The following is a 26,601-nucleotide window of genomic DNA, read 5'->3' on the forward strand; positions in this document are numbered from 1 at the left end:
TGTGGTAACTTCCATTTTACACGAATCCATTCATGGGCTTATTTTTTTAGCTGTCGCACTTCATATTACAATCCGTCATGTATTAAAAGGGATCGGCATTGGTGCCGACCCCTTAAGTGTGTAGTATTTATTAAACTATTTTCTACGGGATAATTACGCCAACACCGTAGTACTTGAAGTTCGTTCCTGTACGGGCTCCGATTCCTTCGCATCCGTGTTGGAATTAGAAGCTGTTTCTGTCTGCCCACCAAGCTGCAGCTGGTACATCCGATAGTATCGGCCTTGCAGCGCCATGAGCTCGTCATGCGAGCCTTGCTCGACGATCTCCCCACGATGGAGCACGAGAATAACGTCCGCGCTGCGGATCGTGGAGAGACGATGCGCGATAATAAATGTCGTGCGTCCTCGCTTCAGCACCTCAAGCGCATCTTGAATCAATGCTTCAGTCTCGGTATCGATGTTAGCCGTAGCTTCGTCCAGAATGAGAATGGCAGGCTCAAATGCGAGTGCGCGCGCAAATGATATCAATTGACGCTGACCAGCGGATAACGTGCTGCCTTTCTCAATTACTGGCTCATCAATGCCTTTTGGCAGCTGCTTCAAGATACGGTCCGCACCAACTGCTTTCAGTGATGCTTCAACCTTTTCCCGGGAAATAGCCGGATCTCCCAAGCTGACATTCGATGCGATCGTACCGCTGAACAAGTAAGGGTCTTGCAGCACGATACCCATGTGCTGTCGAATCCATTGCTTCGGAATGTCGCGTATCACTTGACCGTCGATCCGAATCTCGCCAACCTGCGGGTCATAGAAGCGGAACAAGAGGTTCATAATCGAGCTCTTGCCTGAACCGGTATGACCGACAAGCGCGACAGTTTGACCTGGCTTCGCTTCGAAGTTAATATTTTTCAACACATAATCTTCTTTATAGGCAAATGATACATCGTTGAATTCGACATGACCTTTATAACGAGGCATGGAGCCTTCATGGCGATCTTCTCCCGGCTCATCCATCAGCTCGAATACGCGGCCGGCAGAGACCAGGGATTGATCCAAATTCGCTAGCTGGTTCACGATACCTGTAATCGGTTGGAACAACCGGTTCAGCAGGTCTACGAATGCGTACAGCACACCCATCGAAATGACACCGTTAGCATCTAGAGCGCCGCCGCCAAAGTACCAGAGCACGATAGCAAAGGCAATGTTGCGCAGTACGGTAACGAGGTTATGCGACGTATATGCATTAAGCTTGAGCAGCTTATTTTGATGCTTCAGATAGTCCTCATTCAGCTCTTCAAACTCTTGCATCGTTTCCTTCTCACGGCGGAAAGCGCGAATAACAGGCATGCCTTGAATCGCTTCATTAATGATCGCATTAATGGCGCTCAAGCGTGAGCGAATGATCTTGTTGTAGCGAGTAGCGAACTTGCGATACAGCACGATCCACAGCCAGATCATGGGCAGCAGGATCAATGAGATCGCAGCAAGCTTCGCATCCAGGATGAATAGAGCGACAAATATGCCGATGATCGTAATAATGCCTGAAGTAAAGTTAGAAAGTACGGCGACAAATAGATCCTTTACCGCTTCTGTATCGTTTGTTATGCGCGATACGACCTTGCCAGCTGGCAAGTTATCGAAGTAAGGAATCGGCAAGCGCTGCACGTGAGCGTAGACGTCTCCGCGCAGCTTGCGGATTACTTTGTTAGCCGCTGTCTGCAGCCCCAAGATCTTGCCGAAGCTCAACGCGATACTAAGGATGAGCAGCAGCACGTAAATCACGAGCCAGCCGATCATCGCATTGATCTCTGGCTTGTAGAACAGCAGGATCTCGTTCAGCGACAGCTTATGAGCGGGTCCCTGCCATTCGCCGGACTTGGACTTGATCGTCAGTACACCGTCCGCATACTCACGCGTTCCGTTCGGATCAGGGATGACTTCATCAACGAGGTAGAATGTCGTTCCGCCTTGAATGATGTGAATCGCCTTATTTCCCTTGGCTTCATCTTCTGCGAAACGGTCGCTCCGCTTATACGTTATACCTTCGAAGTCAACGTTATACTTGGAGTCAGTCGACGTTTGATAGAACGGCTGCTCGATGCCGAGAATGTGACGGTCGATAATCGTCTTGGCAATGAAAGGTCCAGCCAATTCCGCGGCGACTGCAATGGACAGCATCAATATAGAAATGATGAAGGTCCATTTATAGGTAAGTCCATATTTCCATAGCCGTTTGCCGACATTTTTGGGTTGCACGGCGTCTGGCTGTACTTCATGTTCGTGGTTCATCATGACGTTCCTCCTTTATCTGATGCTTGTTGGGGTATGGAAACATCCCGGTCCTACAAGGAGGATTCCAACTGCTGGCGGTTGTATTGCTCACGATACCAACCTTCCAGATTCATTAATTGCTCATGTGTGCCTCGCTCTACGATCCGACCTTCATCCAGCACGATGATGAGGTCAGCATGCTCGACTGCCGATAAGCGGTGTGTCGTGATGAGTGTCGTCTTGCCTGCGCGCTCCTTGCGAATATTCTCGATAATGTTCGCCTCTGTGCGAGCGTCAACGGCTGATAAAGCATCGTCGAGGATGAGAATCTTAGCATCCGAGATAAAGGCGCGGGCGAGAGATACCCGCTGTTTCTGTCCGCCTGATAGGGCAACGCCTTTCTCGCCGACGATCGTTTCAACGCCATCCGCCAATGTCGGCAGATCATGTGTGAAGGAGGCGGTGTCGATGGCTTGCATCACATGATCTTCGCTGCCCTCCAGATTGCCGTAAAGGATATTATTCTTAACGGTCTTGGAGAATAAGATCTGCTCCTGCGGGACATAACCGATCCAGCTGCGGATCCGTTCCAGAGGCATGCTCTGCAACAGAACACCGTTGATGCGAATCTCTCCGCTGCCAATCGGGTATTCTCTCAACAACTGTTTAACGAAGGTCGACTTGCCGCTTCCGGTTCGCCCGACGATACCGAGCGTTTGCCCTTTCCGAAGCGATAAGCTTACTTCCTCCAAATTGTTATATGTTGAAGATGGATAACGGAATTGATAATTGTTCCATTCAATCGTTTCCGGTTGCTGGACGTCTTGGGTGACATTCGCATTTTGAACATCAGGCGTATATTCGAGCATTTCGTTCACGCGATCCAGTGAAGCATTGCCTCGCTGCATCACGTTGATGAGCTCGCCGATGGCAAACATCGGCCAGATCAGCATACCGAGGTACATATTGAACACCATCAGGTCACCGAATGATATCGCGTTATGGATAATGAGATACGCGCCGTATCCAAGACTAATCGTATAGCTGAGTCCGACGGCGAGACGGATCGTCGGATCGAACATCGCATCGATTTTGGCTACATCGACATTTTTGCGATAGACGTCCTGCGCGATGTCGCGGAAGCGTTGTTCATCATTCGCTTCTTGCACATAGGCTCGTAAGACACGTACGCCGCCAACGGATTCCAACACCTGATCGTTCATCACACCGAAGGCGTCCTGTGAGATCGTATAGCGCTCATGGATCTTCTTGCCGAATACTTTCATCGCGATCGCGATAATCGGCAGCGGCAGCATCGCCGCTAAAGTCAGCTTCCAGGAGACGAAGAAGATCATGGCGAACAGCACAACTAACAGAAATATCGTGGAATCTGTGATCAGCAGCATGCCGAAGCCTGCAGTCGTTGATACGGAACGGAGGTCATTGGTTGCGCGCGCCATGAGATCGCCAGTCCGGTACTTCTCGAAGAAGGCAGGAGTCATCTTGAGAAGATGACGCATATATCTGGAGCGCAGAATCCGTTCCACCAGATACGCTCCTCCAAAGATCTGATACATCCACACATAAGTGACGGCGTATATCACGATCGTTGCTATCGCAATTAAGAACATATACAAGATGAGTTTATCCCAGGTGATAAACCCGTACACAATCTCATCGATTGCCTGACCGAGCAAGCGGGGTGGGAGCAGCTCAAGCACACCGACAAAGATAAGCATGCAGATACCGACCGAATATCGAACCTTATGCTCCTTATAGAACCAAGATAACTTGCGTATGACATCAAACATTCAATTTCACTTCCTTTTGGATTCGAATACATGCATTATGGCATTAAAAAAGGTATATCGTCGTAAACGATATACCTTGTGGGCAACGAGTGTATTAGCTTACGGGCAGATGAGCCCGCAAATAGATGAATGATAGTTATGGCGAAAAGGTTCAGCAGCGTCCATCAGAATTAGTGATTAGACCTGATGCTGTCTTCATTCCACAAGCATTCGATATGCAGGGCTCCATGTATGAAATTATGCGTATGGCGAATATCTCCGCCGCGATCAGTAATAGAAAACATGGATCTCACCTGCCTCTCTGTGGAATATACACGTTTACCGTGTCTGCTTTGTTGATTCTAGCACTGCCATAAAAGTGTTGTCAATCCATAATTGCACAATTCAATATTCCATAAGTATTCTGCTTGCCCGAAACCCCTAATTCGACGTCTCTACTGCAACTGATGCAGGGGGAGCATGACGGTCTCGAGACAGAAACAGCCACACGCCGAACAGCAGCAGAATACATGCGCTAATCTGCAATGGAGTCATGACTTCGCCGAGCATGATCCAAGCCAGAATGCTGGCTCCTACGGGCTCACCCAATATACTCATGGATATCGCAGTTGCGCTGACGTATTTCAGCAGCCAGTTGAACAGCATATGTCCGAGCACAGTTGGGATAACGGCCATTAGGAAGAAGATGAGCCATTCATTGATCGGATAACCGGTAAACGGTATCCCAGCCCCCGCATTATATGCCGCGAGACATAAGCCAGCGATAAGAAAGACAGAGAAATTGTAAACGTAGGACGATACACGCTGCCGCAAATCTTGCCCGAGCAGAAGATGGATGACGACAGCCACTGTGCCGAGCACAGACAGCAGATCTCCGTATAGCGCCTGCTTGGAGATGGAGAAATCCCCCCAACCGATCATCGCAACGCCGATCAATGCGATTCCGACTCCGACGATGGCTGCGCGCGAGGTTCGATGCTTGAACAGCCAGAAGGAGCCCAGCATAACGAGAATCGGTTCCAGTGCAAGAATCATTGTTGAGCTGGCGACAGTTGTATGACGAAGCGACTCCATCCATAGCAGAAAATGGAGCCCTAAAAAGAAGCCCGATCCCGCGAGCTTGAGCGCATCCTTGCGGCCTATGCCGCGCCATTGCTTACGATATACCCACACCCATGGAAGGAGCAGCACATTCGTCATAAGCAGTCGGTACATTCCAAGTATGGATGCCGGGGCTTCTGACCATTTGACGAAGATCGCAGAGAAGGATACAGCGATGATGCCAACGAATAGCAGGGCGTAATAACGCGATGTTTTACTGGAAGACATATTGAATCTCACTCCGATGAGCATAATAGGATTTCAATTTGTTAGTATAACGCATTTTGGAAATACTTGAAAGCTTAATCCGCAGGGTTGGAGTGATTGACAATAAGATTGCCGAGTGCTACCATGTAAGTCATTAAATAGGAGGAGGCTCGTTGTCTATGTTGAATTCCATGCGTACTCGATAAGTTGGCAATAAGAAGCGGATAACACCCTTATGGTGGGCTTTTTAGAGTTGCTTATTTATACGTATGAGGACATAGATCGCGATCCGGATAGCGTTTTTTGCTATACCTTGTTTCGCTATATTCTCACACGTGATGAATGCAGATCTAAGCCCGCATCGGGAATTGGATCTGCTTTTTTATTGCCCATAATGATCCAGTCTATCAACGACGCGCAGTGATTGAACACCAAGCAAATGACATGTAAAGGAGCCAATCTTATGCGAATTATGTTACGCATGCTAATGTTCATCTATATTTGATCTTCCTTTCGTAAATCGCAGGATACCCTGCGAACAGAAAACTGCGATTTCTGAAGGAGGATTACAGGATGTTATTGATAAAAGCAAAAGATATTCATGTGGAGTATTCGGGGCGCGATGTATTGGATATTGATCATCTGGAGCTCTATGATTATGATCGCATCGGTCTGGTTGGGGCAAATGGAGCTGGAAAGAGCACGTTGATCAAAGTATTGCTCGGCGAATGCCCTTTATCGGATGGCAAAGTCGTCAAGGACGGCAATATTGCCTACATTCCACAGCTGGAAGATATAGTCGTCCAAGAGGTGAAGGATTATGCCTTAATGGGCAAGCTGGGCGTTGATAAGCTGCACGTAGAGCGCATGAGCGGCGGTGAAGAAACACGGCTTAAGATTGCACAAGCACTGTCCGGAGAGGTGCACGGTATATTTGCTGATGAACCGACATGTCATCTAGATCGCGAGGGTATCGATTTCTTAATTCATCAGCTTCGATACTATTCAGGCGCTATGCTTGTTATAAGCCATGACCGTTATTTTCTGGACCAAGTCGTCGATAAGATCTGGGAGCTGAAGGATGGGAAGATTACCGAGTATTGGGGCGGATATTCCGATTACTTAGCACAGAAGGAAGAGGAGCGCCTTGCCAGTGAAGCTCAATATAAGGGGTTTCTCGTTGAACAAGATCGGCTGAAGAAAGCCATTACGGAGCTGCACTCTCAGGCTCGGAAGATAGATCAGAAAGCGAAGGGAGCATCCAGGAAGAACAGCACAGAAAGCGGCGGCCGTCTCAGTCATCAAAAGCCGGTGGGGAGCAAGCAGAAGAAGCTGCACAATGCCGCGAAAAATATGGAGCATCGCATCGAAGCGCTTGGTGATGTCAAGCCGCCGGAAGCGATTCGCTCCTTCCAATTCCGGCAGAGCAAAGCCTTGGAGCTTCATCATCCATTTCCGATCATGGGGAAAGGGATTAACAAGCAGTATGGTGGCAAGGTCATCTTTGAAGATGCGGCGTTTCAATTCCCGCTGGGTGCGAAGATTGCGGTAACGGGTGCAAATGGGTCAGGTAAGACGACGCTATTCAACATGATTCTGAATCGAGAAGACGGCATCTCCTTGTCGCCCAAAGCGGAAATTGGCTATTTTGCTCAAAACGGCTACAAGTTTAATCGCCATCAGGGTGTGATGGCATTCATGCTGGAGAGCTGTGATTATCAGGTATCGGACATTCGAGCAGTACTGGCATCCTTGGGGTTTTCGTCTAACGATATTCGGAAAGAGTTGTCCATGCTAAGCGGCGGCGAGATCATTAAGTTACAGCTTGCGAAAATGCTGCTCGGGCGGTATAACATCCTGCTTATGGATGAACCGAGCAATTTTCTTGATCTGGCTGCAGTGGAAGCATTGGAGGATCTGATGAGGAGCTATGCGGGTACGATTGTTTTCATATCGCATGATGTGCATTTGCTGGAGAACGTAGCCGAGCTCGTATATCACATCGAGGATCAAAAAATAGTTCAGAAGGTTTAGGGTTAGAAAAAGCGGCGGTCTTTGACTTTATGTTTAAGTCTTAGATCGCCGCTGTTTGTGTAACGTAGAGTCTACCCTCTTCGGTCCGCATATTTGCTAGGTGACGGACTCCTTTTGAACACGCCAGAAACATTTGCCTGCGGTATGTTTTTTCAGTATGATGAAATGATGATGTAATGACGTGAGCAGGCTTGTATCTATGATTTGCCGATGAGCAGTGACAGGATGCCAGCAGCAATAAGAGGTCCCACGGGGACACCGCGGAAGAAAGCCACACCAAGAACGGTCCCTATGAGCAAGCCGGCTACAACGGTCGGTGATTGTGACATGAGAGTGACGCCTCTGCCGCCTAGATAGGCTACTAACATACCCACTCCTATAGCGAGCAATGACTTCCAATCCATCAGTGAGGAAGTCAGCGTCTCAACTGAAATTTTACCGCTTGCAATTGGAGACATGACACCGATCGTCAGGATGATGATGCCGATGGTTAGACCATATTTTTCAATCCATGGAAACACCGCATGCAAATTCGTAACGCGCAGAAACAGCAGCACGACCATAGCGATAGTAATTGTAGAATTCCCACTAATAATGCCGAGAGCAGCCAGACCTAACAAGATTAGAGCAGGCGCATCGATCTGTGACAACATATAACAGCACTCCTTTCCAACGACTCTTACCTTATCATAAACGGGTTCATTTGAACATGAGCACACTAACAGATTGTCCATATGATCTGCTTTTCACTCGAAGATCATGCTTCTTTTTTATCATAGTTTGTGAAAATAGAGAATTGAGGATATATATAGGGGGAACGATGATGAAGACCATACTTGTTACCGGATTTGATCCATTTGGCGGTGAAAGCTTGAACCCTTCATGGGAAGCGGTGCGCAGGCTGGAAGGAGAATACGAGGGGGGCTATTCAGTCGCCGCGAGACTGCTCCCTACATCATTTGCAAGAGCGCAGCACTTATTGAAGCAGTTATTAACGGAAATAGAACCGGATTATGTGATATGTGTCGGGCAAGCGGGAGGAAGACCGGATCTGACATTGGAACGCATAGCGATTAATCTAATGGAGGCTCGAATTGCGGATAACGATGGTGAAGCGCCGCTAGATATGCCAATTGCAGCGAATGGTCCTGCAGCTTATTGGACGTCCCTGCCGATAAAAGCAATGATGGCTGCCGTCAGAGAAGCAGGAGTACCCTGCAGCATATCCTACACTGCGGGTACATTTGTCTGCAACACGATATTTTACGCGCTTATGCATCAGCTTGCGACTATTCCGGAGCTAAGCGGCTGTAAGGGCGGGTTTATTCATATTCCATTTTTACCAGAACAAGCGCTTCACCATCCTGGAAAAGCGAGCATGAGCCTCGATCAGATCGTACTCGGGCTGAAGGCGGCCATTGCTGCCGCAGCTCTGCCAGAACGAAGCGAGATTGCTGCAGGTATACTGCACGGCGAATAGGATTCAGGAGGAGAACATAATGAGTGATTCCATAAATGAGTTGGAGCGCCAAGAAGAAGAAGCGAGGCTGCATAAGGTTGTCTGTGTGATGGACCGCCAGATGCATACGCTCCGCGAAACGATTGGCAGCCAGCAGAGTGAGATCGTCGAGATGAAGCGTAACTTCTGGGATGAAGTTACGGTCGACAGCGACGAGATGTTTGAAACGTATGTCAGTGTGATGCAGCAAGCGAAGGACTTGGCGAACTATGAGCGCGTGCAGGAGCATGCCTCCAGGTTGCTGAACCGCTTGCAGAAGCATATCGACAACCCGTATTTTGGACGAATCCGGTTTCGAGAAGAAGGCGACACCGAGGATCTGGATATCTATATCGGCTTGATGTCGGTGACCGATGCTGGCCGAGACGATCATCTCGTCTATGATTGGCGTACGCCGATCGCAAGCCTGTTCTATGATTATGCGCCGGGGCCTGCCCGTTATCGCACGCCGATGGGGCAGATTGAAGGCGACATGACGATGAAGCGTCAATATGTCATTCGTGACGGCGCTCTGGAGGCGGTATTCGATACCGGGATCCAGATCGGAGACGATATGCTGCAGGATATGCTCACGAAGAGTGCGGATACGAAGATGAAGAGCATCGTCAGCACGATACAACGGGAGCAGAACCGCATTATTCGAGACGAGCAGCATGATGTGCTGTTCGTACAGGGCGCTGCGGGAAGCGGCAAGACATCGGCTGCGCTGCAGCGAATTGCGTATCTGCTGTATAAATACAGAGACAGCATGCGTTCAGAGCAAGTGCTGCTATTTTCACCAAACGAGCTGTTTAACGACTATGTCTCCAACATATTGCCAGAGCTGGGCGAAGCCAATATGACGCAAACGACGTATCAGGACTACCTGGATTATCGTCTGCCGACTTCGATGAAGATCGAAGATGTGTACGGTCAAGCGGAGCGCTTGATGGCTGGTCGTGCAAACGCCTTCGCATCAGATGAAGAAAGAGAGCAGGCAGAAGCTCAAGCAGAAGCGGCGCGTTGGAAGTCATCCTCAGCCTTTATGAAGGTAGTGGATGCATATGTAGAGCATCTGCTTACGCAAGGGATGGCATTTTTACCGCTCGGCACACCGAAGCGCACGATTATTACGGAAGAGATGATGCGCGAGTATTTCTATGTCACGTTGGCGGATTGGTCCTTGCCGGCTCGCGTGAGCAAGCTGAAGGATTGGATCATGGCTTATCTGGACCAATGGGCAGCAGAAGAGGAGAAGCGGGTGTACCGCCGTTTTCTGAAGCAGAAGGAGTATTGGGGCACGGAGCAAGAGATGAAGGAAATGAGCCGCAAGCAGGTACGAAAATGGGTGCGGGCGATGCAGAAAGAAGTACGCGCCAAGGCTCATATCCATTGGGACGCGGTGTATGCTGGCCTAGTGCACAATCTGCCGCTATGGGTAGAGGCGGCTAATATTCCAAATGATATCCCTGAGCAGTTAACATTTGCGCGCATATGGGGAAATTCGTTTGAAAATTTGAAGGACGGCAACCTTACGTATGAGGATGCATCCGCATACTTGTATATGCTGGAGTCGGTTGAAGGCTTCGATACGTTCAATCACATACGACATGTCGTCATTGATGAAGCGCAGGACTATTCACCATTTCAATATGCGCTGCTCAGCAGACTATTTCCACGCAGCAAGTTCACGATACTGGGAGATTGGAATCAAGCGATCTATGAAGCGAATCGCATGAATTCTGTTGCATCGGTGCAGGCGATGTTTGCGGATCGATCGAGCGAGGTTATTCGATTGACGAAGAGCTATCGATCGACACGCAATATATCGGAGTATGCGCAGCATATTCTGCCGGAAGGCGAGCCTGCTGAGCCATTTAACCGCGAAGGCAATGAACCGAGACTGACAGTCGCGGAAGATGAGGAAGCGCGAATACAGTTCGTGCGCGCTCGTCTGCGGCAGCTGAAAGAAGCGGGTATTCATTCCGCAGCTGTTATCACGAAAGATGAAGCGACTTGCAATCGTGTCTATACGTTGCTGGAAGCTGAGCTGCCGGAGCTGCGGCGCGTTACGAAGCATACTCGTCAATTCGTGGCAGGTTACTGGGTTATGCCGTCTTATTTGGCGAAAGGGCTGGAGTTTGACGCGGTTATCGTGTACGATGCGGATGCTGCCAGTTACGGAGAAGAGAAGGATCGCAAGCTGCTGTATACAGTGTGCACTCGAGCGCTTCATGAATTGGACATCGTGGCAGTTGGCGAGCCATCGCCTTGGTTGAAATAACATAAAGGGTAATTTAAGATTCCGCCTGTCGCGTAAGACAGTTAAGCATCTTAAATTACCCTATTGGTATTGGCAGCAAGTCATTGCGGTTTAAGCGCGAGCAAAGCCCTCATCCAGCAAATATTCAACAGCCTCATCGTACGACTCGAATGCGTCCTGAAGTGTATCTCCCGCATATATCATCCACATGTCGTTCTCATTGTCATACTGCAGCGTGACACGTTGTTCATCTGCATCAAACCATTGTTCTGCAGTGTCATCTTGTTCTTGTTCAGATGACGGCTCGTGCTCCTTCGGTTGAAGCGATTCGATTGAAGCGCGGATAATGGTTTTCAGCGATGCTTCATCGAAGTCGCGGATATTCACGAATCCACGGTCATCGGCTTGCGCTTTCCAGTCGGCTGTCTGACCAGCATATACGTAGCCATTTCCGTTAGGGTGGAGATGATATACGACCGTTTTCTTATCGAATCCGCTGTCTTCGTAATGATAATTGATGCGGCCTAGGGATACATTTTTGCGTGTCAATTCTGGAAATGTTTCGATAACCGCCTGCTTCTGTTCATAAGTCAGCATAAATGGGTGATGCTCCTATCGTTATAGATTCGGTAATAGTATATCACATCGTCAATTATGTTCGGATATGGAGTGCTGTGAATTGTGTATAATGAGGGAAGGCAGCTTTTATTATCTCTTTGACGCATTTCGTTGACACATTTCTTCGACGCATTTTGTGCAGCAGCCACATCATTAGATTGGAGTATAGCATATATATGAGCAATGGACAGAATCGTAAACATATCGTGCCAGGGCTGGAAGTGGATATCGTATTGAAGCAGGATCAGCGTACAGGCAAGTTGACGCGCGGGATCGTAAAAGACATCTTAACGAATTCACCGACTCATCCCCACGGTATAAAGGTTAGACTGCAAGACGGACAGGTTGGCAGAGTGAAGTCGATCATTGCATCATCTACAGCCAAGTCCGCGTCTCAGCAGGATACAGGAAACAGTATATCGTGATGGTGGATGAAAAGGAGAGCAATTGGCAGCTAAGCGGCCACACCTCTACTTTTATCTAGCATTTACGCGCATTATCCTGTAATATGGGTTGAATCTGATACAGAAATGGTGATGACTTTGAACGATAAAGCACGTAATTTTGATAAAAATGGATTTGCCCCGTTGGGCGTTCAGGCAGAGTGGATCCGCAGGCTGCAGATGTACGGCATCAGCGCTCCGACTCCTGTGCAGCAGCAAGCGATTCCGATCGCGCTTGAGGATAAGGATATTATCGCACAGGCACAGACAGGCACAGGGAAGACGCTCGCGTTCCTTCTGCCTATCCTGCAGAAGGTTAATCCAGCTCGCGATCAGATCCAAGCGCTGATTGTAACGCCGACGCGCGAGCTCGCGCTGCAGATTACAGCTGAGCTGGAGAAGCTGCTGGATGCGCCGGATCGCGAGATCAGAGTGTTGGCAGCTTATGGCGGGCAGGATGTAGAGCGGCAGATGCGCAAGCTGCAGCGCAGCGTGCACATAGTGGTAGGCACGCCAGGGCGCTTGCTCGATCATTTGCGCCGTGGGACGATCAATCTGGGCAAGCTGTCTACATTAGTATTGGATGAAGCAGACCAGATGCTGCATATGGGCTTCTTGAACGAGGTCGAGGACATTATCCGTCATACGCCAACGGCTCGTCAGACGATGCTGTTCTCGGCTACGATGCCGCAAGCAGTTCGTGTGCTTGCTTCGAAATTCATGCGGAAGCCTGCGGATGTGCGAGTTGCTGCACCGCAGATCACGGTGACAGGTATTAAGCAGCGCATCATTGAAACGACGGATCGCGGCAAGCAGGCTGCGTTGGTTGAAGCCATGGAGCTTCACCGCCCGTACTTGGCGGTCATCTTCTGTCGCACGAAGCGCAGAGCTAGCGCGCTGAATGAGGCGTTGCAAGAGCTCGGCTACGTATCGGACGAGCTTCATGGCGATTTGTCGCAGCAGAAGCGCGAGCAGGTCATGCAGCGTTTTCGCGATGCGAAGCTGCAGTTCCTGGTCGCGACTGACGTAGCGGCGCGCGGTCTAGATGTTGAAGGCGTGACCCACGTATTCAACTATGACATTCCGCATGATGCGGAAAGCTATGTGCATCGCATCGGAAGAACGGCGCGCGCTGGTGGAACGGGAATGGCGATTACATTTGCAACGCCGCATGACAAGATGTATGTGACCCAGATCGAGAAGGGCATTCGCATGACGATCGATAAGCAAGCCGCGAAGGCGATGAAGGATGACTTCGAGGAGCGCGGCTCCGGTGAGCGGAAGCAAGATAAGTCGAGCCGCAGCGGTGGTAGAGGCGCGCGCAACAGCAGCGGCAACAGCCGCCGAGGCGGGAATGACAGTCGCAACGATGGCAAGGGCACGCGCAAGCGCAATGAGCGCAGCGCTGTCGATCGCGGAAGCTCAGGCCGCGGCCGTGCATCAGGCGCCGGCGGACAGGACGCACGCGGAGGCCGTGATGCAAGCGCGCCGGGTCGCAAGAGCGGCGCGCCATCCCGCGGGCCGAAGGAGCGGAGCGCACGCGGTGGCAGAACGGCGCAAGAGGGACGCTCAGGCAGCCGTTCAGGCGGACGCCAGTCGGGCAATGCACCGCGCGGTCGAGGTGCTTCCAAGCGCTAGAGCATCGGCAAGAACAAAAAAGACGTAATCCGGATCATCCGGTTACGTCTTTTTGTATATCCTTGATACTTATGTACCGATGCTGGCCCGCTCAGCCTTGGTCATCTTCTTGATGACCAATTCGTAGGAATGATCGATGAGATCGATGATCTCTTCATCCGTCAGGTTGCCGTCCAATGCGATCGAATTCCAATGCTGCTTGTTCAAGTGATAACCCGGAGTAATCTCGGGGTACTGCTCACGCAGCGCGTCGGCACGCAGCGGATCGCACTTCAGGCTGATCTGCGGACCGCCGTCAGCGGGAAGCAAGGCATACATCTTGCTGCCCACCTTCATTACATTTACATCAGGACCAAATGGATTCGTTAAGCTCGTCCCGCGCTTCGTCATGCAATAATCGCCCCATTTCTGCATAACCACATACCCCCTGCATTTTTAAATGTTCAGTTATCATTTAGCATAGCGAACTGATCAGAGGTAATCAAACTTTGTTTCGTTTTGGGAGCTCAGGCGGTTTCCTCATGCTGTCGAATAAGTGCCGTACAGCTGATATCGGATTATGAATAAGCATGCGAGGACCAGCGTAGCGCATAACCTCTTTAATCTGGTCGCGCAAATCCGGCTTATAACAATGAACCGTGCATTTGCCGCAGGTCGATTTCTGTTCCCCGAAGGGGCAGCGGCTAAGCCGTTTATGAGCATAAGCCATCAGCTCCGAGCAAGCCGCACACAGCGGTTCTTTATGATGACCCTTACAATAGATACGAATCATATGGGCTACCGTAGCCTTTTCTCGCTTGATGCGAGGTCCTTCCATTCTGCACCCTCCTCTTACACATTGAATAGTCTCGATAGAAGCATTATCGTTTCAGCACCCCGATCAAATCGTTTGTTTCATTGTAGATTATATCTATTTTCGAAGAACAATAAGGTGAGTTTAGTAACATCTGGATTCCAGCGGGGAGATCTCTATTGTTACATTCTTGTGAAAATGATATATTATATATATTATTTAATTACTATTGAACGTTAAAAGGACTGATACCCGTATGAGTTATGATTCGCGCTCACCGCTCTACATGCAAGTGCAGCAATATATCCAGAACCAGATTGAGCATGGAGAATTGAAGCCGAATGATCGCATACCAACCGAGAAAGAACTGATGGATCAATTTCAAGTGAGTCGAATTACAGTGGTTAATGCCTTGGCTTCGCTCGCTAAAGAAGGAATGATATATCGTGTGCCAGGCAGAGGCAGCTTCGTAGCAGAAGCGCCGCCAACTGATTCAGCACCTGATCAAGAGACTAAGGCAGTGCTTGAAGACAGCCCTTCAGTTAAAGATACACCTGCACTCAATGTCGCGCGCAGAACTGAACGAACGATAGGGTTTGTCATGCCGACATTGAACGATTATTTTGAGGTACGGATCATTAACGCAATTAAGCTAACCTTGAAGGAACGCGGCTATAACTTGCTGATAGCGTACAGCGATGGGGACAAAGAGCGGGAAGAACAGCAGATTCGTCAATTTATGGATATTGGCGTAGCCGGACTGCTGCTATTTCCAGTGGATGAGGACCTGTACAACGAGGAGATTCTGTCGCTTAAAGTGAATCAATTTCCGTTTGTGCTGATCGATCGTTATTTGCCTGGCGTTGAGACGCATTATGTATGCTCTGACAATCGCCTGGGAGCGAAGATGGCCGTGCAGCACCTTATGGAGCTTGGACACCGCAAGATTGCGATCTGTACGGACGCTTACCGTGAAACGATGAGTGTTCAGGACCGCATACATGGATATATGGATGCTTTTCAGCAGTCGGGGGAGCTGATTGATCCATCGCTAATCTTAACAGATTTTACAGTGCCGAATGATCCGGAAGCGATGATGAACTCCGTGTTGGCCCGCTATATGAAGAGTGAAATGGCTACTGCCTATATTGCCCTGAATGGACAGCTTGGAATTTATTTGAAAATGATTGCAGAACGACTCGGATACCGTGTGCCTGAGGATATTTCCATCGTCAGATTTGATGATCCTGGCAGTCCGAACGGACATAAGGGATACTTCACCCACATTGATCAAAATGAAGCGGAGATTGGACGTCTCGCAGCGAGTACGCTTGCTGATCTGTTGGAGAAGCCTGCAGGAAACTCCAGAGATGGACGCTACGAGAAGATTATGCTTACGCCGAAGCTGAGGATTAGACAATCAACTACAAGTGTATCCCAATAATAAGACAGGCTGCCTTATGAATAGGCAGCCTGTTGCTGTGTTATGCGGGTATTTGGACAAGCGTGAGAACAGACAGAAAGTGTACGACTGACCCAGCCAGGACAAATATATGCCAGATCATATGATGATACGGAAATCCCCGCCATACATAGAATATCGTGCCGACTGTATATAAGATGCCGCCGGTAACGAGTAATATTAATCCGATCTGCGGCATCGAATCGACGAGCGGACCCCAAGCAAACACAATGATCCAGCCCATAAGAATGTACAGTCCGGTAGAGGCAAATAGAAATTTTTTAGTGAAAAATGCTTTAAACACAATTCCGCCTGCTGCAATAGCCCAAACGATGCCGAACAGTGTCCAACCGAGTGCTGGAGGCAGCGCGATCAAGACAAGAGGTGTATACGTGCCTGCAATGAATAGGTAGATAGAGGAGTGATCGAAGGTTTCAAACAGATCCTTTATCTTTCCAGGCGGAAAGCTGTGGACAAGTGTCGAAGAGGTGTATAGCAGAACCATCGTCACCCCATATATTGTGAAACTGACCACATGAATAGCTTCGCCATAAATCACCGCGAAAACGATCAATAAGGTTAGAGCAGCAATGCTTAACACGGCACCGATTCCGTGAGTGATGGCATTGGCTATCTCTTCACCTTTCGTATAGGTATGAGTATCGGCCATATTCATTCATATCCTTTCAAACGAACCTTAGCTTAGGATGAGCACTGTTCCTATGCTTATTAATCTATTGTATCGAACTATGAAACGTCCTGCAAATGAAGGAACGGACGCTGCTGATCCATTTCACTAATTTCAGAACATGTCCAATAGCAATTGTTCATATACTCCATTGGGAGAACTCAACGATACTCCAACGATGCATCACAAATTAGTGAAATGGAGAGAGTTCATATGTTGAATACAGAGCAGATCATAGCGCGAACAGATCAAACCGGGGCTCCGAACTATAAGCCGTTGCCGATCGTGATTGCACGCGCCGAGGGAGTATGGGTTGAAGATCCAGAAGGGCGCAGGTACATGGATATGCTTAGTGCCTATTCTGCACTCAATCACGGACATCGTCATCCTGTTATCGTGCAGGCATTAAAAGATCAATTGGATCGAGTGACGCTGACCTCAAGAGCTTTTCATAATGACCAATTGTTTGTGCTGTATGAGAAGCTATGCGAGCTAACTGGGAAGAGTGCGGTGCTTCCAATGAATACGGGCGCAGAAGCGGTTGAAACTGCGCTGAAGGCTGCAAGACGCTGGGCGTATGAAGTAAAGCGGGTGCCTGAAGATGAAGCGGAAATAATCGTTTGCTCAGGTAATTTTCATGGCCGAACGATAACCGTTACTTCTTTTTCAACTGAAGATGCCTATAAGCGGGGCTTTGGACCATTTACACCAGGCTTCAAGCAAGTGCCGTATGGTGATTTGACAGCGCTTAAACAAGCGATTGGCCCGAATACAGCAGCGCTCCTTATTGAGCCCATTCAGGGTGAAGCAGGAATCGTGATTCCTGAACAGGGGTATTTGAGAAGTGCTTATGAGCTGTGCTCGCAAGAACAAGTACTGTTTATTGCGGATGAGATTCAGACGGGCTTCGGACGGACCGGCAAGCTGTTTGCTTGCGATTGGGAACACGTAAAGCCGGATATCTATGTGCTCGGCAAAGCTTTAGGCGGTGGTGTTTATCCGATCTCTGCAGTTGCGGCCAATCATGACATATTAGACTTGTTCAGCCCTGGCTCGCATGGCTCGACTTTTGGCGGCAATCCGCTCGGCTGCGCTGCGGCAATAGCGGCGCTTGATGTGTTAGAGCATGAGCGCCTGGTGGAGCGTTCAGCGAACTTAGGAGCCTATACAATCGATCGTTTGCGATCGATTCACAGCCCGCTCATTAAGGAGGTGCGCGGACGCGGATTGTTTATAGGTGTAGAGTTGTATGAAGCGGCGCGTCCAACGTGCGAGCGCTTGATGGAGCTGGGAGTGCTGTGCAAAGAAACGCATGTCAAGACGATTCGCCTGGCTCCTCCGCTAACGATTACCGAAGAGGAGCTGGATTGGGCGCTGGAACGGATCGAGCGAGTGCTTACAGTACATGCATCAGTTGAGTGAAAGCGGGGAGGGGGCTTCTTTATGAGACAACAGGTCAGCATTATTGGAATACCGCTTCATCTGGGGCAAGGACGTCAAGGAGTGGATCTTGGAGCGGCGGCGATTCGATATGCGAATTTGACGGATCGGCTCACAGCACTTGGGTGTGATGTGATGGACATAGGCGATGTACCAGTACCTTTACCTCATTCCATGTCGGGAAATGAGATACCCGATAAGCTGAGAAATGTAAAGGAAATCGCGGCGGTTTCGGTTGAAGCAGCAAAACGAGTGGAGGAGCAGCTGCTCGGCGGACGTTTTCCGATCATACTCGGCGGAGACCATGCGATTGCGATCGGAAGCTTGGCAGGCGTGATGCGAGCGGTGCCTCGTCTCGGTGTAATCTGGTTTGATGCCCATACGGACATCAACACCGATGAAACGACACCTTCAGGCAATGTGCATGGCATGCCGCTTGCAGTCGCAATCGGGATAGGGCATCCCAAGCTTGTGCAGGTTGTGGGGGCCGCTAATCGAATAGACGCCGCCAACATCGTTATAGTTGGCGCGCGTTCAATTGATCCGGGTGAGAAGACGCTGTTGAAGCAAGCCGGAATAACGGTATTCACGATGCATGAGATCGATCGCATAGGCATCGCCAGCGTGATGGAAGAAGCGATTCGCATAGCCAGTCGCGATACGGATGGTGTGCATCTTAGCTTGGACTTGGACGCCTTCGATCCGATCGAGGCTCCCGGAGTAGGGACTCCTGTCCAAGGAGGACTTACGTATCGAGAAGGCAGCTTGGTTATGGAGATGCTGGCAGCAGCCAACATTCTAACCTCAGTTGATGTAGTAGAAGTGAATCCGCTGCTGGATCAATGCAACAGAACCGCAGAGGTGGCGGTTGATATGATCTGTTCACTGCTTGGAGAGCGAATTATGTAGAATGATATACGAATTGATCTTATAATAAAAGGATAATGATTAGGAGGAGGGACGCTACAGTAATCTGAAACATACTTATTGCATGTTATGCCTTGCTATGACTGAGTTTTGAAGGAACATCAACTATTTTGGAAATGCACTTGATTAGCGGTTTTATTATTCGAGGAGGTCCATAGTAATGTTGCTGAAGGAAAATGATATCGTAGTATTTCAAGGTGATAGTATAACAGACTGCTGTCGTGTTCGTTCGAGTGCGACAGACATGGGGCACGGCTATGCTCTAATGGCGGCAGGATTATTTGGCGCCAAGTATCCTGACAAGCATGTGACTTTCTATAATCGCGGGATAAGCGGCGACCGAGTCAGGGATTTGCAAGAACGATGGGATATCGATTGCATCGCGTTAGAGCCGACGATCGTGTCTATCTACATAGGGATCAATGACACATGGCGTCGCTATGACGGCAACGATATTACTTCTGCCGCAAGTTACGAAGCAGGGTATCGAGATATAATCGAGCGCACACTTTCTCGAACCAACGCCAAGCTTGTCATGGTAGAGCCATTTGTCTTGCCGGTGCCTGAAGATCGTATGACTTGGCGTGAAGATCTGGATCCAAAGATAGATGTTGTACGTCATCTTGCTCGTGAATATGGTGCCGCATTAGTGCCGCTAGATGGTCTGTTCGCTCAGGCTTCTACGAAAGCACCGTGTGCTTATTGGGCGCCAGATGGCGTGCATCCAAGTCCGGCAGGACATGCGTTAATCGCGAAGGCTTGGCTAGAGACGGTGGGTGCACTTTAGGAACAGCGGCATGTATGTAGTGATAATATTATACATTCACATTTAGTAGGAGTGGTTCCTGAGTCATGAAAATGGCTGCGGGACCGCTCCTTTATTCATTTGTGACTATTCTAGGTGAGTTATATGTCTTTGAGATATATGTCTTATAGAGCGTTTGACCAATATCCCAAGGGCTCAGGAAGGGGGCATATGAACTCTCAGGAAGGCGACGCATGAACTTAGGAAATAGAAAGTGTGAGTATCGCGCAGCACAAATATCGAGCAGAATGGGCATGAGCACAGGGGTAATGAGTGTCGGTGCGAGCGTTTGACCAATATCCCAAAGGCTCAGGAAAGGTACGAAAGAATTCAGAATAGCGTCAGTGTGGGTGTTGATATAGATAACCAATAAGCATAGAAAGTGTGAGAGAAGGTAGAAGGATGTTCATTTCATCAAATGACAATCTAAGAGATAACTTTATATAGCAGTATGAAAGCTAGAATTGCTAGTATCCTGTGCATTGCGAAGCATGTATCGTAATCACAGGCTTATGCGGCAAAGTGTGTAGAGGAATTCGTATGATGTCTGGAAACGAAGTTGGAGTGTGTCGACATGGATAGGCTGATTAATTGATCCCATGCAGAATAGGGCTTGGAAATGGAGTTAAAACGAAAACAGAACTCATCCAAATACCTCTGTAAATACTTTGGTCCAATTCCATGGAAGGTGTCGATCATCCAACTGCGGGCTTGCTGAAATACTTTTTTCAGGTGACGAAATCGTATAGCTCGATAAGGATGAGGAATTATCGTTATGCTGGACATATCTGTGCAAATATGATGGTCGATAAAATAGCGGCAAACGATGGGGCGCAAAGTTCTACCGCTAAGCTGCTGTCGATCGACGCGTTTCATCTTGAGAGCGACAATCTGTTCGTCAGTGTTCATGGATGCGGCCACAATTAGTGGATGCTCTTTTGGGAGAAGCTCCAATGTTGAACGGAAATAAGGTTTTCCATGATAATCGACAATCCCTTGAAGGATACCTTCCAGAGGCTGTTCGGTATCTGAAGCGCTAATAATGGCTCGTATCTTATGGAGAATGGACCAAGCGGTCTTATAAGTTACTTGAATAATCGAGCTGAGTTGAACTGCGTTGATGTTGATATTGTGTTGGGAAAGTAGCCATATTGCGGTGATCCACTTCTGTAAAGGGGTGCGGCTATTTTCCATAATGGTGTCCGTTGTGAGCGAGGTGTGATGCTTGCATGCGCCGCATTCGTATAGAGGCAATCGTCGTGTGCTAATGACATAGGCATATGAATAATCGCAACGGGGACAGATAAACCCACGAGGCCACTTCATATTGAATAGATAGGAAACACAAACCTGTTCGTCAGAAAAATGCAGTAATAATTCCTCAATCGTATTCCACGCATTCAAATTGTTCATCGTTCTCACTCCTCATCAAACCACGAATGTATGTTCCTATCTATGACTAATTATACCAAACGAATGTTCGTAAATCAACTATTATTGGTAAAAATCAATATTAAAATGAGAACTGAAGTCTCAAGAGAGAATAGGCATGAAAATGATATTTACCTGAGGAGAAGGGATATTGGTCAAATGGGCTGTAAGAGGATATTCATTTCAAGAAGAGTTCAAGAAGAGTTCGAGAAGTGCGCCTAAAAGCAAAGAGAAAGCCCAAGAAAAGCAGGCTCCTGAGTGAAAGGGATAATGGTCAAAAAGGCTGCAGAAGGGTATTCATGTGGAGGAACTCTTGCTTTATTGGTAGATAGCTGAAGAGAGATATGGAACCTGAAAACAGAAGATAGCGAACAAGGTAAAAAGTATCAAATTAATTAATTGCAGTTGTCCTACAATGAGTGAGTAGCTTAGTTCTTGAGAGAGGTGTTAATGATGATGAAGATGAAGGATATAGTGTCTGCTCATTTTACGATGCTTGAAGGCAGTGCAGCTGAGATTGGCCGTCAGCAGGGGTTGGAAGTGAAGCAACAGCCGCAATTGCTCGATCTATCCTTGTTGAAGGATGAACTTCCTGCGTATGTGTTAACTGCAAATAAGAGTATAATCGAAAGTATCAATCCGTTGTGGAACGAGGAATTGGGGGCATTTGCAGAGGAACTGCAGGTACCCTCGTCGAAACTGATCTATTATGCGAACACTCAGATTGCGGCTGGCTGCAGTCATTGCGCAGTACTTCCGAACCGGACAGCTGATAAATGCACCTATGTGCTGCGTACTTATGATTTGGCCCCGCATATGGACGATATGCGGCTGTGCTCTACTAGAATGACGGGAACGTATACGCACACCGGATTCTCCATCCAATTGTTCGGACGCAGCGAGGGGATGAATGAGCATGGATTATGTGTGACATTTTCCGCATGTGGTCAGCCTGTTGGAGACCTTCCTGGAATGAGGAAGCCGCGTGCAGAGGGACTGCAGTTCTGGGCTGTCGTGCGCCTGCTATTAGAAAAATGCAGCACTGTAAGTGAAGTGTTAGATACGTTGAAGGAAATACCGATCGCCTCGAATATGAATTTGCTTGTCACGGATCTAAAGGGGCAGATTGCGCTCATTGAGACGTATGACGGGATATATGCTGCAAGGTTAGTGGACGTTGAGAGCGAAATGTCGCATCTCATCGCTACGAATCACCCACTGTTTACTGAAGTCGCTCAGGTTGAACCGCGGGTTATGAGCAATTCGATGGTGCGGCTTGAGACGATGGAGCGTGTGATGAATCAGGGAGGGCGGCTTATTGCGAAGAGCGATCTGCTGCGATTGATGGAAACGGAATACCCAACAGGACTCGCGATTCACAATTATGAGCAATGGTTTGGCACGTTGCGGTCGATGCTGTTTGATCTGGAGGATCGATCAATAGATGTATGCTTTGGTTCTCCGTTGTTGAACCCTTGGTATAAGCTTAAGGTTGGAGATAGGTTAGAGGCTCACACCTATGAGGTAAAGCTCCAGATGAAGGAATACGGCCCACAGTTCTGGGCTGATCATTCACAAGCCTGATAGGAGGGGCGGCTGATGACGAAAAACACGATTGAACGCGCTGTACAATATATCGAAGCACATCTTTGTGAGCCGCTCCGGGCAGAAGATGTGGCACGTGAAGTGCACATTTCTCATTCACATTTTCATCGGATATTTATGGCGCTAACAGGAGAGACGATCGGCAATTATATTCGCAAAAGACGGCTGACGGAAGCAGCACTGGAGCTATTGGGCACGAATCGCCCGATAATGGACATCGCGATGGACTATCAATTTGAATCCCAGGCTGCTTTTAGCCGTTCGTTCAAGCGTGTGTATGGAACTGCTCCGTACCAGTTTCGCGCACGAGGAACTCGACCCGTTATGAGTGAGAAAGGGCAGCTGCTCGGAAAGAGGCTGCATCATCGATTGGATCATATTACGATCGAGCCGAAGATTCATGTGTTAGAGCGCTCCATCCACATTATCGGGACGAGAGGATGGACTACGCTGCAGCATAATCGAATTTCGGATATCTGGAATGAGTTGATAGCGAGACGGCAGGAAATAGCGGGGATTAAAGATCATTACACGGGATATGGAATATGCAGAGCAACCAGCGCAATATCGTTTCAGGAGTTTACGGAGGAATCACCGTTTGAACAGATGGCGGGGTATGAGGTTTACCCAGACAGCACCGTTCCCGATAAGATGTGCGCATGCGTATTGCAGCCGGGGCGATATGCTGTGTTTGAGCATCGGGGACCGACGAAGCTGCTACCTGCCAGCTATGAATATATTTGGGGCACGTGGCTGTCTAACACGGATCAAAGTCTCGATTGCCGCGATGACTTCGAGCTGTACGGCTCCGAGTTCAAGGGCAAAGAATCCAATGAATCCAAGCTCTATATCTATATTCCTATTAAATGAACGGCGAAATAATCAAAGGCTGAGATGCATATCAATGACATCTCAGCCTTACATAGGTTAAACCCACTCTTACTACCAGTTCGATCCGCCTGAAGAGTTATTGTTATTGTTGCTCCACGATGATCCTCCTGAGCTGTTGGAGCTGTCGCTTCCCCAGCTGGAGCCGCCCGAGGAATTATGCTGCGACCGCTGCTGCTCATCTGCACGTCGAGCAGCTTCTTCACGCCGTTCCTCAGCAAGTACATGCTCATAAGCGGAATTCATAGCGGATATAATGCCAGCTAAGGCTCCAGCTTGATAAGCAGCATCCTCATATTTCCCTTGAGACATCAGATTGCGAACTTGGTTCTGGATATTAGAATAATCTCCGTTGTATCGCGATACATTCACTTTACTGCGCGTTCGGCTGTATGTGGATTGATATTTTTGCTCCATATCATGAATCTTGCTCTCAGCGCTTCGTTTAAGCGCAGCGGTACGTTCGACATCCTGCAGGTAAGCTTCAGCATCTCGAACGAAGCGGCTGCTCAGTTCAACAAGCAGATCCACATCGTATGGCGGCTCGTTCAGCATGGACATCAAGCTGTTGTTCAGCTGCTGTAGCTGCTGCTCCAACTGATTCCACTGGCGAAGCAGTTGATTGCGGCTGATGATGCTGCCGCCTGATCTGAACGCCTTTTCACCTGCTGTAAAGTGACGCTTAGATTCCTCTAGTCGTTGATCCAAGCTGCGGACCAACTCCGTATACACTTGGGCACACTTATCTCGCTCCTGCAAATGATGAAATATTTCATCCAGAGCGGTTCGTGCCAGCTCGTACTCTTGAACCTCGACTCCGCACCAAGTGCGTACTTGAATGAGCTGACGAGCAGCTGCTGGAAGAACATGAAGGATGCCTAGATAATCCTGCCACTGTGCTTCCCAGTGCTTCGTGCGATAGAGATGTCCAACACGCTCAGTTAGGGCGCGAAGCTGTTGATCTTCTTCCGGATAGCCCGTAAGCTTGCCTGCTACTTGATCGATATCTGCCGCATTCTTAAGCTTCAGATCAGCAAGCCGCTGCACCATCTGCACAGCATCAGCCAGCTGTTGACCAGAACGCTCCAATAATCGCTCTGCCTCCGGTACATCACCATCCTGCAGTACTATGAACATCCGCTCTATTGTCGCTTGAGCTTCCTCAATTCGCGCATAAGGAGCAATATGCACCAGCTTTAGGCTGTGCTCCTGCACAATGGCCTCGAAGCGATTGCGATGCGCTGCCGCATCGTTCGGAAACTGGCGATATGCCTCCGCAATGCGAGGCACCGCAGCAATATCCTGCTCCAAGCGATCATGCGCTGCTTGTGCCTCAATAAAGCGCGTATTCGCTTGGAGCGGGTCGAACGCGTCCAGATCATCGATGGCTTGAAATTCTTGAGCCAGCAGCTTACTGCGTTCCTCTAGCTTCTCAAGCGACCACTTGCGTGCAGTCTGCTCTTGCGTTAACGTGGACTGCACCTGACGCAGGTCGCTCTTCTCCGTTATGAGGCCCGAGCTAACGTTCTTCTCGGTCTCTTCAATTGAGATGACACGCTGCAAGATAGAGGCAGTCTTCGATTCATAATCCTTAAGCTGTACGGTCGTTAGTTTAAGCTGGGTGTACACCGAGCGGCGGATATATTTCACGCTACCGATCTGTTGAAGCTGATCAAGCACCGCCTTCAGCGTAACGAGCAGCTCATTAAGCTCACGATCAATTGCTTCAGCTGTTTGCAAGGTTAAGCCCTGATAAAGGTTTGCATATGGTCGATTCCGTTCAGAGGAACGGTTCAGTTCGGCCATGAGTTCTGGGATTCGCTTCAGAAGCCGCTGATGGCGAATCTTGGACCATAAGAAGAATCCCGCCGCAGCAACGGCCAAAAGAGCGGCTAAGACGATTAATATAGTCGACCAAGGAATGTGGATCGGCTGACGATTACTGATCGGATTGACAGCAGCAGAGCTGTCTGGATTAGACGGTTTGCCAGAAGCAGGAGGTGTCTGAGTCTCCGACTTAGGCGTATTGCCTTCAGGGCTAGACGGTGCTACAGGCGAAGATGTCGGTGTCACTGGAGACCCCGAGCCAGCAGGAGCCGTTAGCTCATTCGTGGCATTCATCAGGGTGATCGCACCGTCAGCGAAGCGACCTTCCTTCGCGGATGGAATGAAATGATGATCGACGAATTCGCTTAACTTCGGCTTAGAAGATCCATCCCCATTATAGTCTTCGGGCAATGCGTCAATCTTAGCCTGCAATGCGGGATTGTTGAAGTTCATTTCAACTCGGCGATCATTCTTAGATAACAGAAGCACGACATCGTCAGCAGTCAATTGCCAAGCTTCATAGACGGAAGTGGCATAGTCTTCCGGGTTCTCGCCTTCTAGACTATTTATAGTCAGAAAATAGAAGGTGTACAAGCTGCCCTGCGCCGCCTGTTCAATGCCTTCTAACGATTCCTTCGGAATCATAGCTGCTGTATCTTGAACCAAGCCATCTTTAGGCGGTATCGGATCTGCATATATGACACCGGGTACGATTAGCACCAATATGAGCATAAATGCCAGCCATCGACGAGCATTTTTCACAAAAAAACCCCTCCCTATGCTGGTTATCGTATGTAAACATATTACTGTCTACAGTATACGAGAGGGCTTAGAGAGAGGAAAGGACTTTT

22 protein-coding genes are annotated in these 26,601 nt (G+C 48.9%); 12 read left to right on the forward strand and 10 right to left on the reverse strand.

Annotated elements, in window-relative coordinates:
• Window positions 1-153 precede the first annotated feature (153 nt).
• Window positions 154-2,292 carry an ABC transporter ATP-binding protein gene (locus tag AC3WTP_RS02270; protein WP_492392969.1) on the reverse strand — a complete coding sequence of 713 codons (2,139 nt, stop codon included), beginning with the start codon at window positions 2,290-2,292 and terminating at the stop codon, window positions 154-156.
• A 50-nt stretch (window positions 2,293-2,342) separates the two neighbouring features.
• Window positions 2,343-4,082, reverse strand: coding sequence for an ABC transporter ATP-binding protein (locus AC3WTP_RS02275; RefSeq protein WP_492392970.1), 1,740 nt, complete (start codon window positions 4,080-4,082; stop codon window positions 2,343-2,345).
• A 125-nt stretch (window positions 4,083-4,207) separates the two neighbouring features.
• Here AC3WTP_RS02275 and AC3WTP_RS02280 point away from each other — a divergent pair, with 125 nt between their 5' ends.
• Window positions 4,208-4,438 carry a hypothetical protein gene (locus AC3WTP_RS02280; RefSeq protein ID WP_492392971.1) on the forward strand — a complete coding sequence of 77 codons (231 nt, stop codon included), beginning with the start codon at window positions 4,208-4,210 and terminating at the stop codon, window positions 4,436-4,438.
• Between the two features lie 64 nt (window positions 4,439-4,502).
• Here AC3WTP_RS02280 and AC3WTP_RS02285 read toward each other — a convergent pair whose 3' ends face one another.
• Window positions 4,503-5,411: a DMT family transporter gene (locus tag AC3WTP_RS02285; RefSeq protein WP_492392972.1), complete on the reverse strand. Its 909-nt coding sequence runs from the start codon at window positions 5,409-5,411 to the stop codon at window positions 4,503-4,505.
• Between the two features lie 552 nt (window positions 5,412-5,963).
• Here AC3WTP_RS02285 and AC3WTP_RS02290 point away from each other — a divergent pair.
• Complete coding sequence (locus AC3WTP_RS02290) at window positions 5,964-7,424, forward strand: Msr family ABC-F type ribosomal protection protein (protein WP_492392973.1); 1,461 nt, start codon at window positions 5,964-5,966, stop codon at window positions 7,422-7,424.
• A gap of 197 nt (window positions 7,425-7,621) precedes the next feature.
• Here AC3WTP_RS02290 and AC3WTP_RS02295 read toward each other — a convergent pair whose 3' ends face one another.
• Window positions 7,622-8,065 carry a DUF441 domain-containing protein gene (locus tag AC3WTP_RS02295; protein WP_492393319.1) on the reverse strand — a complete coding sequence of 148 codons (444 nt, stop codon included), beginning with the start codon at window positions 8,063-8,065 and terminating at the stop codon, window positions 7,622-7,624.
• Window positions 8,066-8,244: 179 nt separating this feature from the next.
• Between AC3WTP_RS02295 and pcp the strand changes: the two genes are divergently transcribed.
• Window positions 8,245-8,904 (forward strand): pyroglutamyl-peptidase I, encoded by a 660-nt coding sequence (gene pcp, locus AC3WTP_RS02300; RefSeq protein WP_492392974.1) that lies wholly within the window; start codon window positions 8,245-8,247, stop codon window positions 8,902-8,904.
• Between the two features lie 19 nt (window positions 8,905-8,923).
• The gene (gene helD, locus AC3WTP_RS02305; protein WP_492392975.1) at window positions 8,924-11,206 is read left to right on the forward strand and encodes an RNA polymerase recycling motor HelD; all 2,283 of its coding nucleotides are present in this window, start codon (window positions 8,924-8,926) and stop codon (window positions 11,204-11,206) included.
• A 90-nt stretch (window positions 11,207-11,296) separates the two neighbouring features.
• On the opposite strand, the gene AC3WTP_RS02310 is transcribed toward helD, so the two are convergent.
• A complete protein-coding gene (locus AC3WTP_RS02310) occupies window positions 11,297-11,782 on the reverse strand; it encodes a hypothetical protein (protein ID WP_492392976.1) in 486 nt (161 codons plus the stop codon).
• Between the two features lie 197 nt (window positions 11,783-11,979).
• Here AC3WTP_RS02310 and AC3WTP_RS02315 point away from each other — a divergent pair, with 197 nt between their 5' ends.
• A complete protein-coding gene (locus tag AC3WTP_RS02315) occupies window positions 11,980-12,228 on the forward strand; it encodes a YwbE family protein (protein WP_492392977.1) in 249 nt (82 codons plus the stop codon).
• A gap of 111 nt (window positions 12,229-12,339) precedes the next feature.
• Window positions 12,340-13,884 carry a DEAD/DEAH box helicase gene (locus AC3WTP_RS02320; protein WP_492392978.1) on the forward strand — a complete coding sequence of 515 codons (1,545 nt, stop codon included), beginning with the start codon at window positions 12,340-12,342 and terminating at the stop codon, window positions 13,882-13,884.
• Between the two features lie 69 nt (window positions 13,885-13,953).
• On the opposite strand, the gene AC3WTP_RS02325 is transcribed toward AC3WTP_RS02320, so the two are convergent.
• Together AC3WTP_RS02325 and AC3WTP_RS02330 are read right to left on the reverse strand one after the other, a co-directional pair.
• Window positions 13,954-14,298: an MmcQ/YjbR family DNA-binding protein gene (locus AC3WTP_RS02325; RefSeq protein WP_492392979.1), complete on the reverse strand. Its 345-nt coding sequence runs from the start codon at window positions 14,296-14,298 to the stop codon at window positions 13,954-13,956.
• A 67-nt stretch (window positions 14,299-14,365) separates the two neighbouring features.
• The gene (locus AC3WTP_RS02330; protein WP_492392980.1) at window positions 14,366-14,701 is read right to left on the reverse strand and encodes a nitrous oxide-stimulated promoter family protein; all 336 of its coding nucleotides are present in this window, start codon (window positions 14,699-14,701) and stop codon (window positions 14,366-14,368) included.
• A gap of 232 nt (window positions 14,702-14,933) precedes the next feature.
• Here AC3WTP_RS02330 and AC3WTP_RS02335 point away from each other — a divergent pair, with 232 nt between their 5' ends.
• Window positions 14,934-16,121 (forward strand): GntR family transcriptional regulator, encoded by a 1,188-nt coding sequence (locus AC3WTP_RS02335; RefSeq protein ID WP_492392981.1) that lies wholly within the window; start codon window positions 14,934-14,936, stop codon window positions 16,119-16,121.
• 40 nt (window positions 16,122-16,161) lie between these two features.
• On the opposite strand, the gene trhA is transcribed toward AC3WTP_RS02335, so the two are convergent.
• Window positions 16,162-16,809, reverse strand: coding sequence for a PAQR family membrane homeostasis protein TrhA (gene trhA / locus AC3WTP_RS02340; RefSeq protein WP_492392982.1), 648 nt, complete (start codon window positions 16,807-16,809; stop codon window positions 16,162-16,164).
• A 231-nt stretch (window positions 16,810-17,040) separates the two neighbouring features.
• On the opposite strand from trhA, the gene AC3WTP_RS02345 reads away from it, so the two are divergent.
• The 3 genes from AC3WTP_RS02345 to AC3WTP_RS02355 all read left to right on the forward strand — a co-directional run bounded on the left by AC3WTP_RS02345 (window position 17,041) and on the right by AC3WTP_RS02355 (window position 19,981).
• A complete protein-coding gene (locus AC3WTP_RS02345; RefSeq protein WP_492392983.1) occupies window positions 17,041-18,249 on the forward strand; it encodes an ornithine--oxo-acid transaminase in 1,209 nt (402 codons plus the stop codon).
• A gap of 21 nt (window positions 18,250-18,270) precedes the next feature.
• Window positions 18,271-19,176, forward strand: a complete 906-nt coding sequence (gene rocF, locus AC3WTP_RS02350) for an arginase (RefSeq protein ID WP_492392984.1) — start codon at window positions 18,271-18,273, stop codon at window positions 19,174-19,176.
• A 178-nt stretch (window positions 19,177-19,354) separates the two neighbouring features.
• Complete coding sequence (locus AC3WTP_RS02355; RefSeq protein WP_492392985.1) at window positions 19,355-19,981, forward strand: SGNH/GDSL hydrolase family protein; 627 nt, start codon at window positions 19,355-19,357, stop codon at window positions 19,979-19,981.
• A 528-nt stretch (window positions 19,982-20,509) separates the two neighbouring features.
• On the opposite strand, the gene AC3WTP_RS02360 is transcribed toward AC3WTP_RS02355, so the two are convergent.
• Entirely contained in the window at window positions 20,510-21,403 is an 894-nt protein-coding gene (locus tag AC3WTP_RS02360; RefSeq protein WP_492393320.1) for an IS1595 family transposase, read from the reverse strand.
• Window positions 21,404-21,883: 480 nt separating this feature from the next.
• Between AC3WTP_RS02360 and AC3WTP_RS02365 the strand changes: the two genes are divergently transcribed.
• Complete coding sequence (locus AC3WTP_RS02365) at window positions 21,884-23,014, forward strand: C45 family autoproteolytic acyltransferase/hydrolase (RefSeq protein WP_492392986.1); 1,131 nt, start codon at window positions 21,884-21,886, stop codon at window positions 23,012-23,014.
• 15 nt (window positions 23,015-23,029) lie between these two features.
• Window positions 23,030-23,905 (forward strand): AraC family transcriptional regulator, encoded by an 876-nt coding sequence (locus tag AC3WTP_RS02370; protein WP_492392987.1) that lies wholly within the window; start codon window positions 23,030-23,032, stop codon window positions 23,903-23,905.
• Window positions 23,906-23,977: 72 nt separating this feature from the next.
• On the opposite strand, the gene AC3WTP_RS02375 is transcribed toward AC3WTP_RS02370, so the two are convergent.
• A complete protein-coding gene (locus tag AC3WTP_RS02375; RefSeq protein WP_492392988.1) occupies window positions 23,978-26,512 on the reverse strand; it encodes a TPM domain-containing protein in 2,535 nt (844 codons plus the stop codon).
• Between the last annotated feature and the right edge of the window lie 89 nt (window positions 26,513-26,601).

Source organism: Paenibacillus sp. EB106-04-04-XG159, assembly GCF_058791835.1.

Bases quoted from the DNA above. Each gene is read 5' to 3' on its own strand.
- AC3WTP_RS02285 (WP_492392972.1), bottom strand. From the start codon at position 5,411: ATGTCTTCCAGTAAAACATCGCGTTATTACGCCCTGCTATTCGTTGGC.
- AC3WTP_RS02365 (WP_492392986.1), top strand. From the start codon at position 21,884: ATGATGAAGATGAAGGATATAGTGTCTGCTCATTTTACGATGCTTGAA.
- pcp (WP_492392974.1), top strand. From the start codon at position 8,245: ATGATGAAGACCATACTTGTTACCGGATTTGATCCATTTGGCGGTGAA.
- rocF (WP_492392984.1), top strand. From the start codon at position 18,271: ATGAGACAACAGGTCAGCATTATTGGAATACCGCTTCATCTGGGGCAA.
- trhA (WP_492392982.1), bottom strand. From the start codon at position 16,809: ATGGCCGATACTCATACCTATACGAAAGGTGAAGAGATAGCCAATGCC.
- AC3WTP_RS02320 (WP_492392978.1), top strand. From the start codon at position 12,340: ATGACTTTGAACGATAAAGCACGTAATTTTGATAAAAATGGATTTGCC.
- helD (WP_492392975.1), top strand. From the start codon at position 8,924: ATGAGTGATTCCATAAATGAGTTGGAGCGCCAAGAAGAAGAAGCGAGG.
- AC3WTP_RS02280 (WP_492392971.1), top strand. From the start codon at position 4,208: ATGAATGATAGTTATGGCGAAAAGGTTCAGCAGCGTCCATCAGAATTA.
- AC3WTP_RS02335 (WP_492392981.1), top strand. From the start codon at position 14,934: ATGAGTTATGATTCGCGCTCACCGCTCTACATGCAAGTGCAGCAATAT.
- AC3WTP_RS02290 (WP_492392973.1), top strand. From the start codon at position 5,964: ATGTTATTGATAAAAGCAAAAGATATTCATGTGGAGTATTCGGGGCGC.
- AC3WTP_RS02330 (WP_492392980.1), bottom strand. From the start codon at position 14,701: ATGGAAGGACCTCGCATCAAGCGAGAAAAGGCTACGGTAGCCCATATG.
- AC3WTP_RS02345 (WP_492392983.1), top strand. From the start codon at position 17,041: ATGTTGAATACAGAGCAGATCATAGCGCGAACAGATCAAACCGGGGCT.
- AC3WTP_RS02370 (WP_492392987.1), top strand. From the start codon at position 23,030: ATGACGAAAAACACGATTGAACGCGCTGTACAATATATCGAAGCACAT.
- AC3WTP_RS02355 (WP_492392985.1), top strand. From the start codon at position 19,355: ATGTTGCTGAAGGAAAATGATATCGTAGTATTTCAAGGTGATAGTATA.
- AC3WTP_RS02275 (WP_492392970.1), bottom strand. From the start codon at position 4,082: ATGTTTGATGTCATACGCAAGTTATCTTGGTTCTATAAGGAGCATAAG.
- AC3WTP_RS02325 (WP_492392979.1), bottom strand. From the start codon at position 14,298: ATGCAGAAATGGGGCGATTATTGCATGACGAAGCGCGGGACGAGCTTA.
- AC3WTP_RS02310 (WP_492392976.1), bottom strand. From the start codon at position 11,782: ATGCTGACTTATGAACAGAAGCAGGCGGTTATCGAAACATTTCCAGAA.
- AC3WTP_RS02315 (WP_492392977.1), top strand. From the start codon at position 11,980: ATGAGCAATGGACAGAATCGTAAACATATCGTGCCAGGGCTGGAAGTG.
- AC3WTP_RS02270 (WP_492392969.1), bottom strand. From the start codon at position 2,292: ATGATGAACCACGAACATGAAGTACAGCCAGACGCCGTGCAACCCAAA.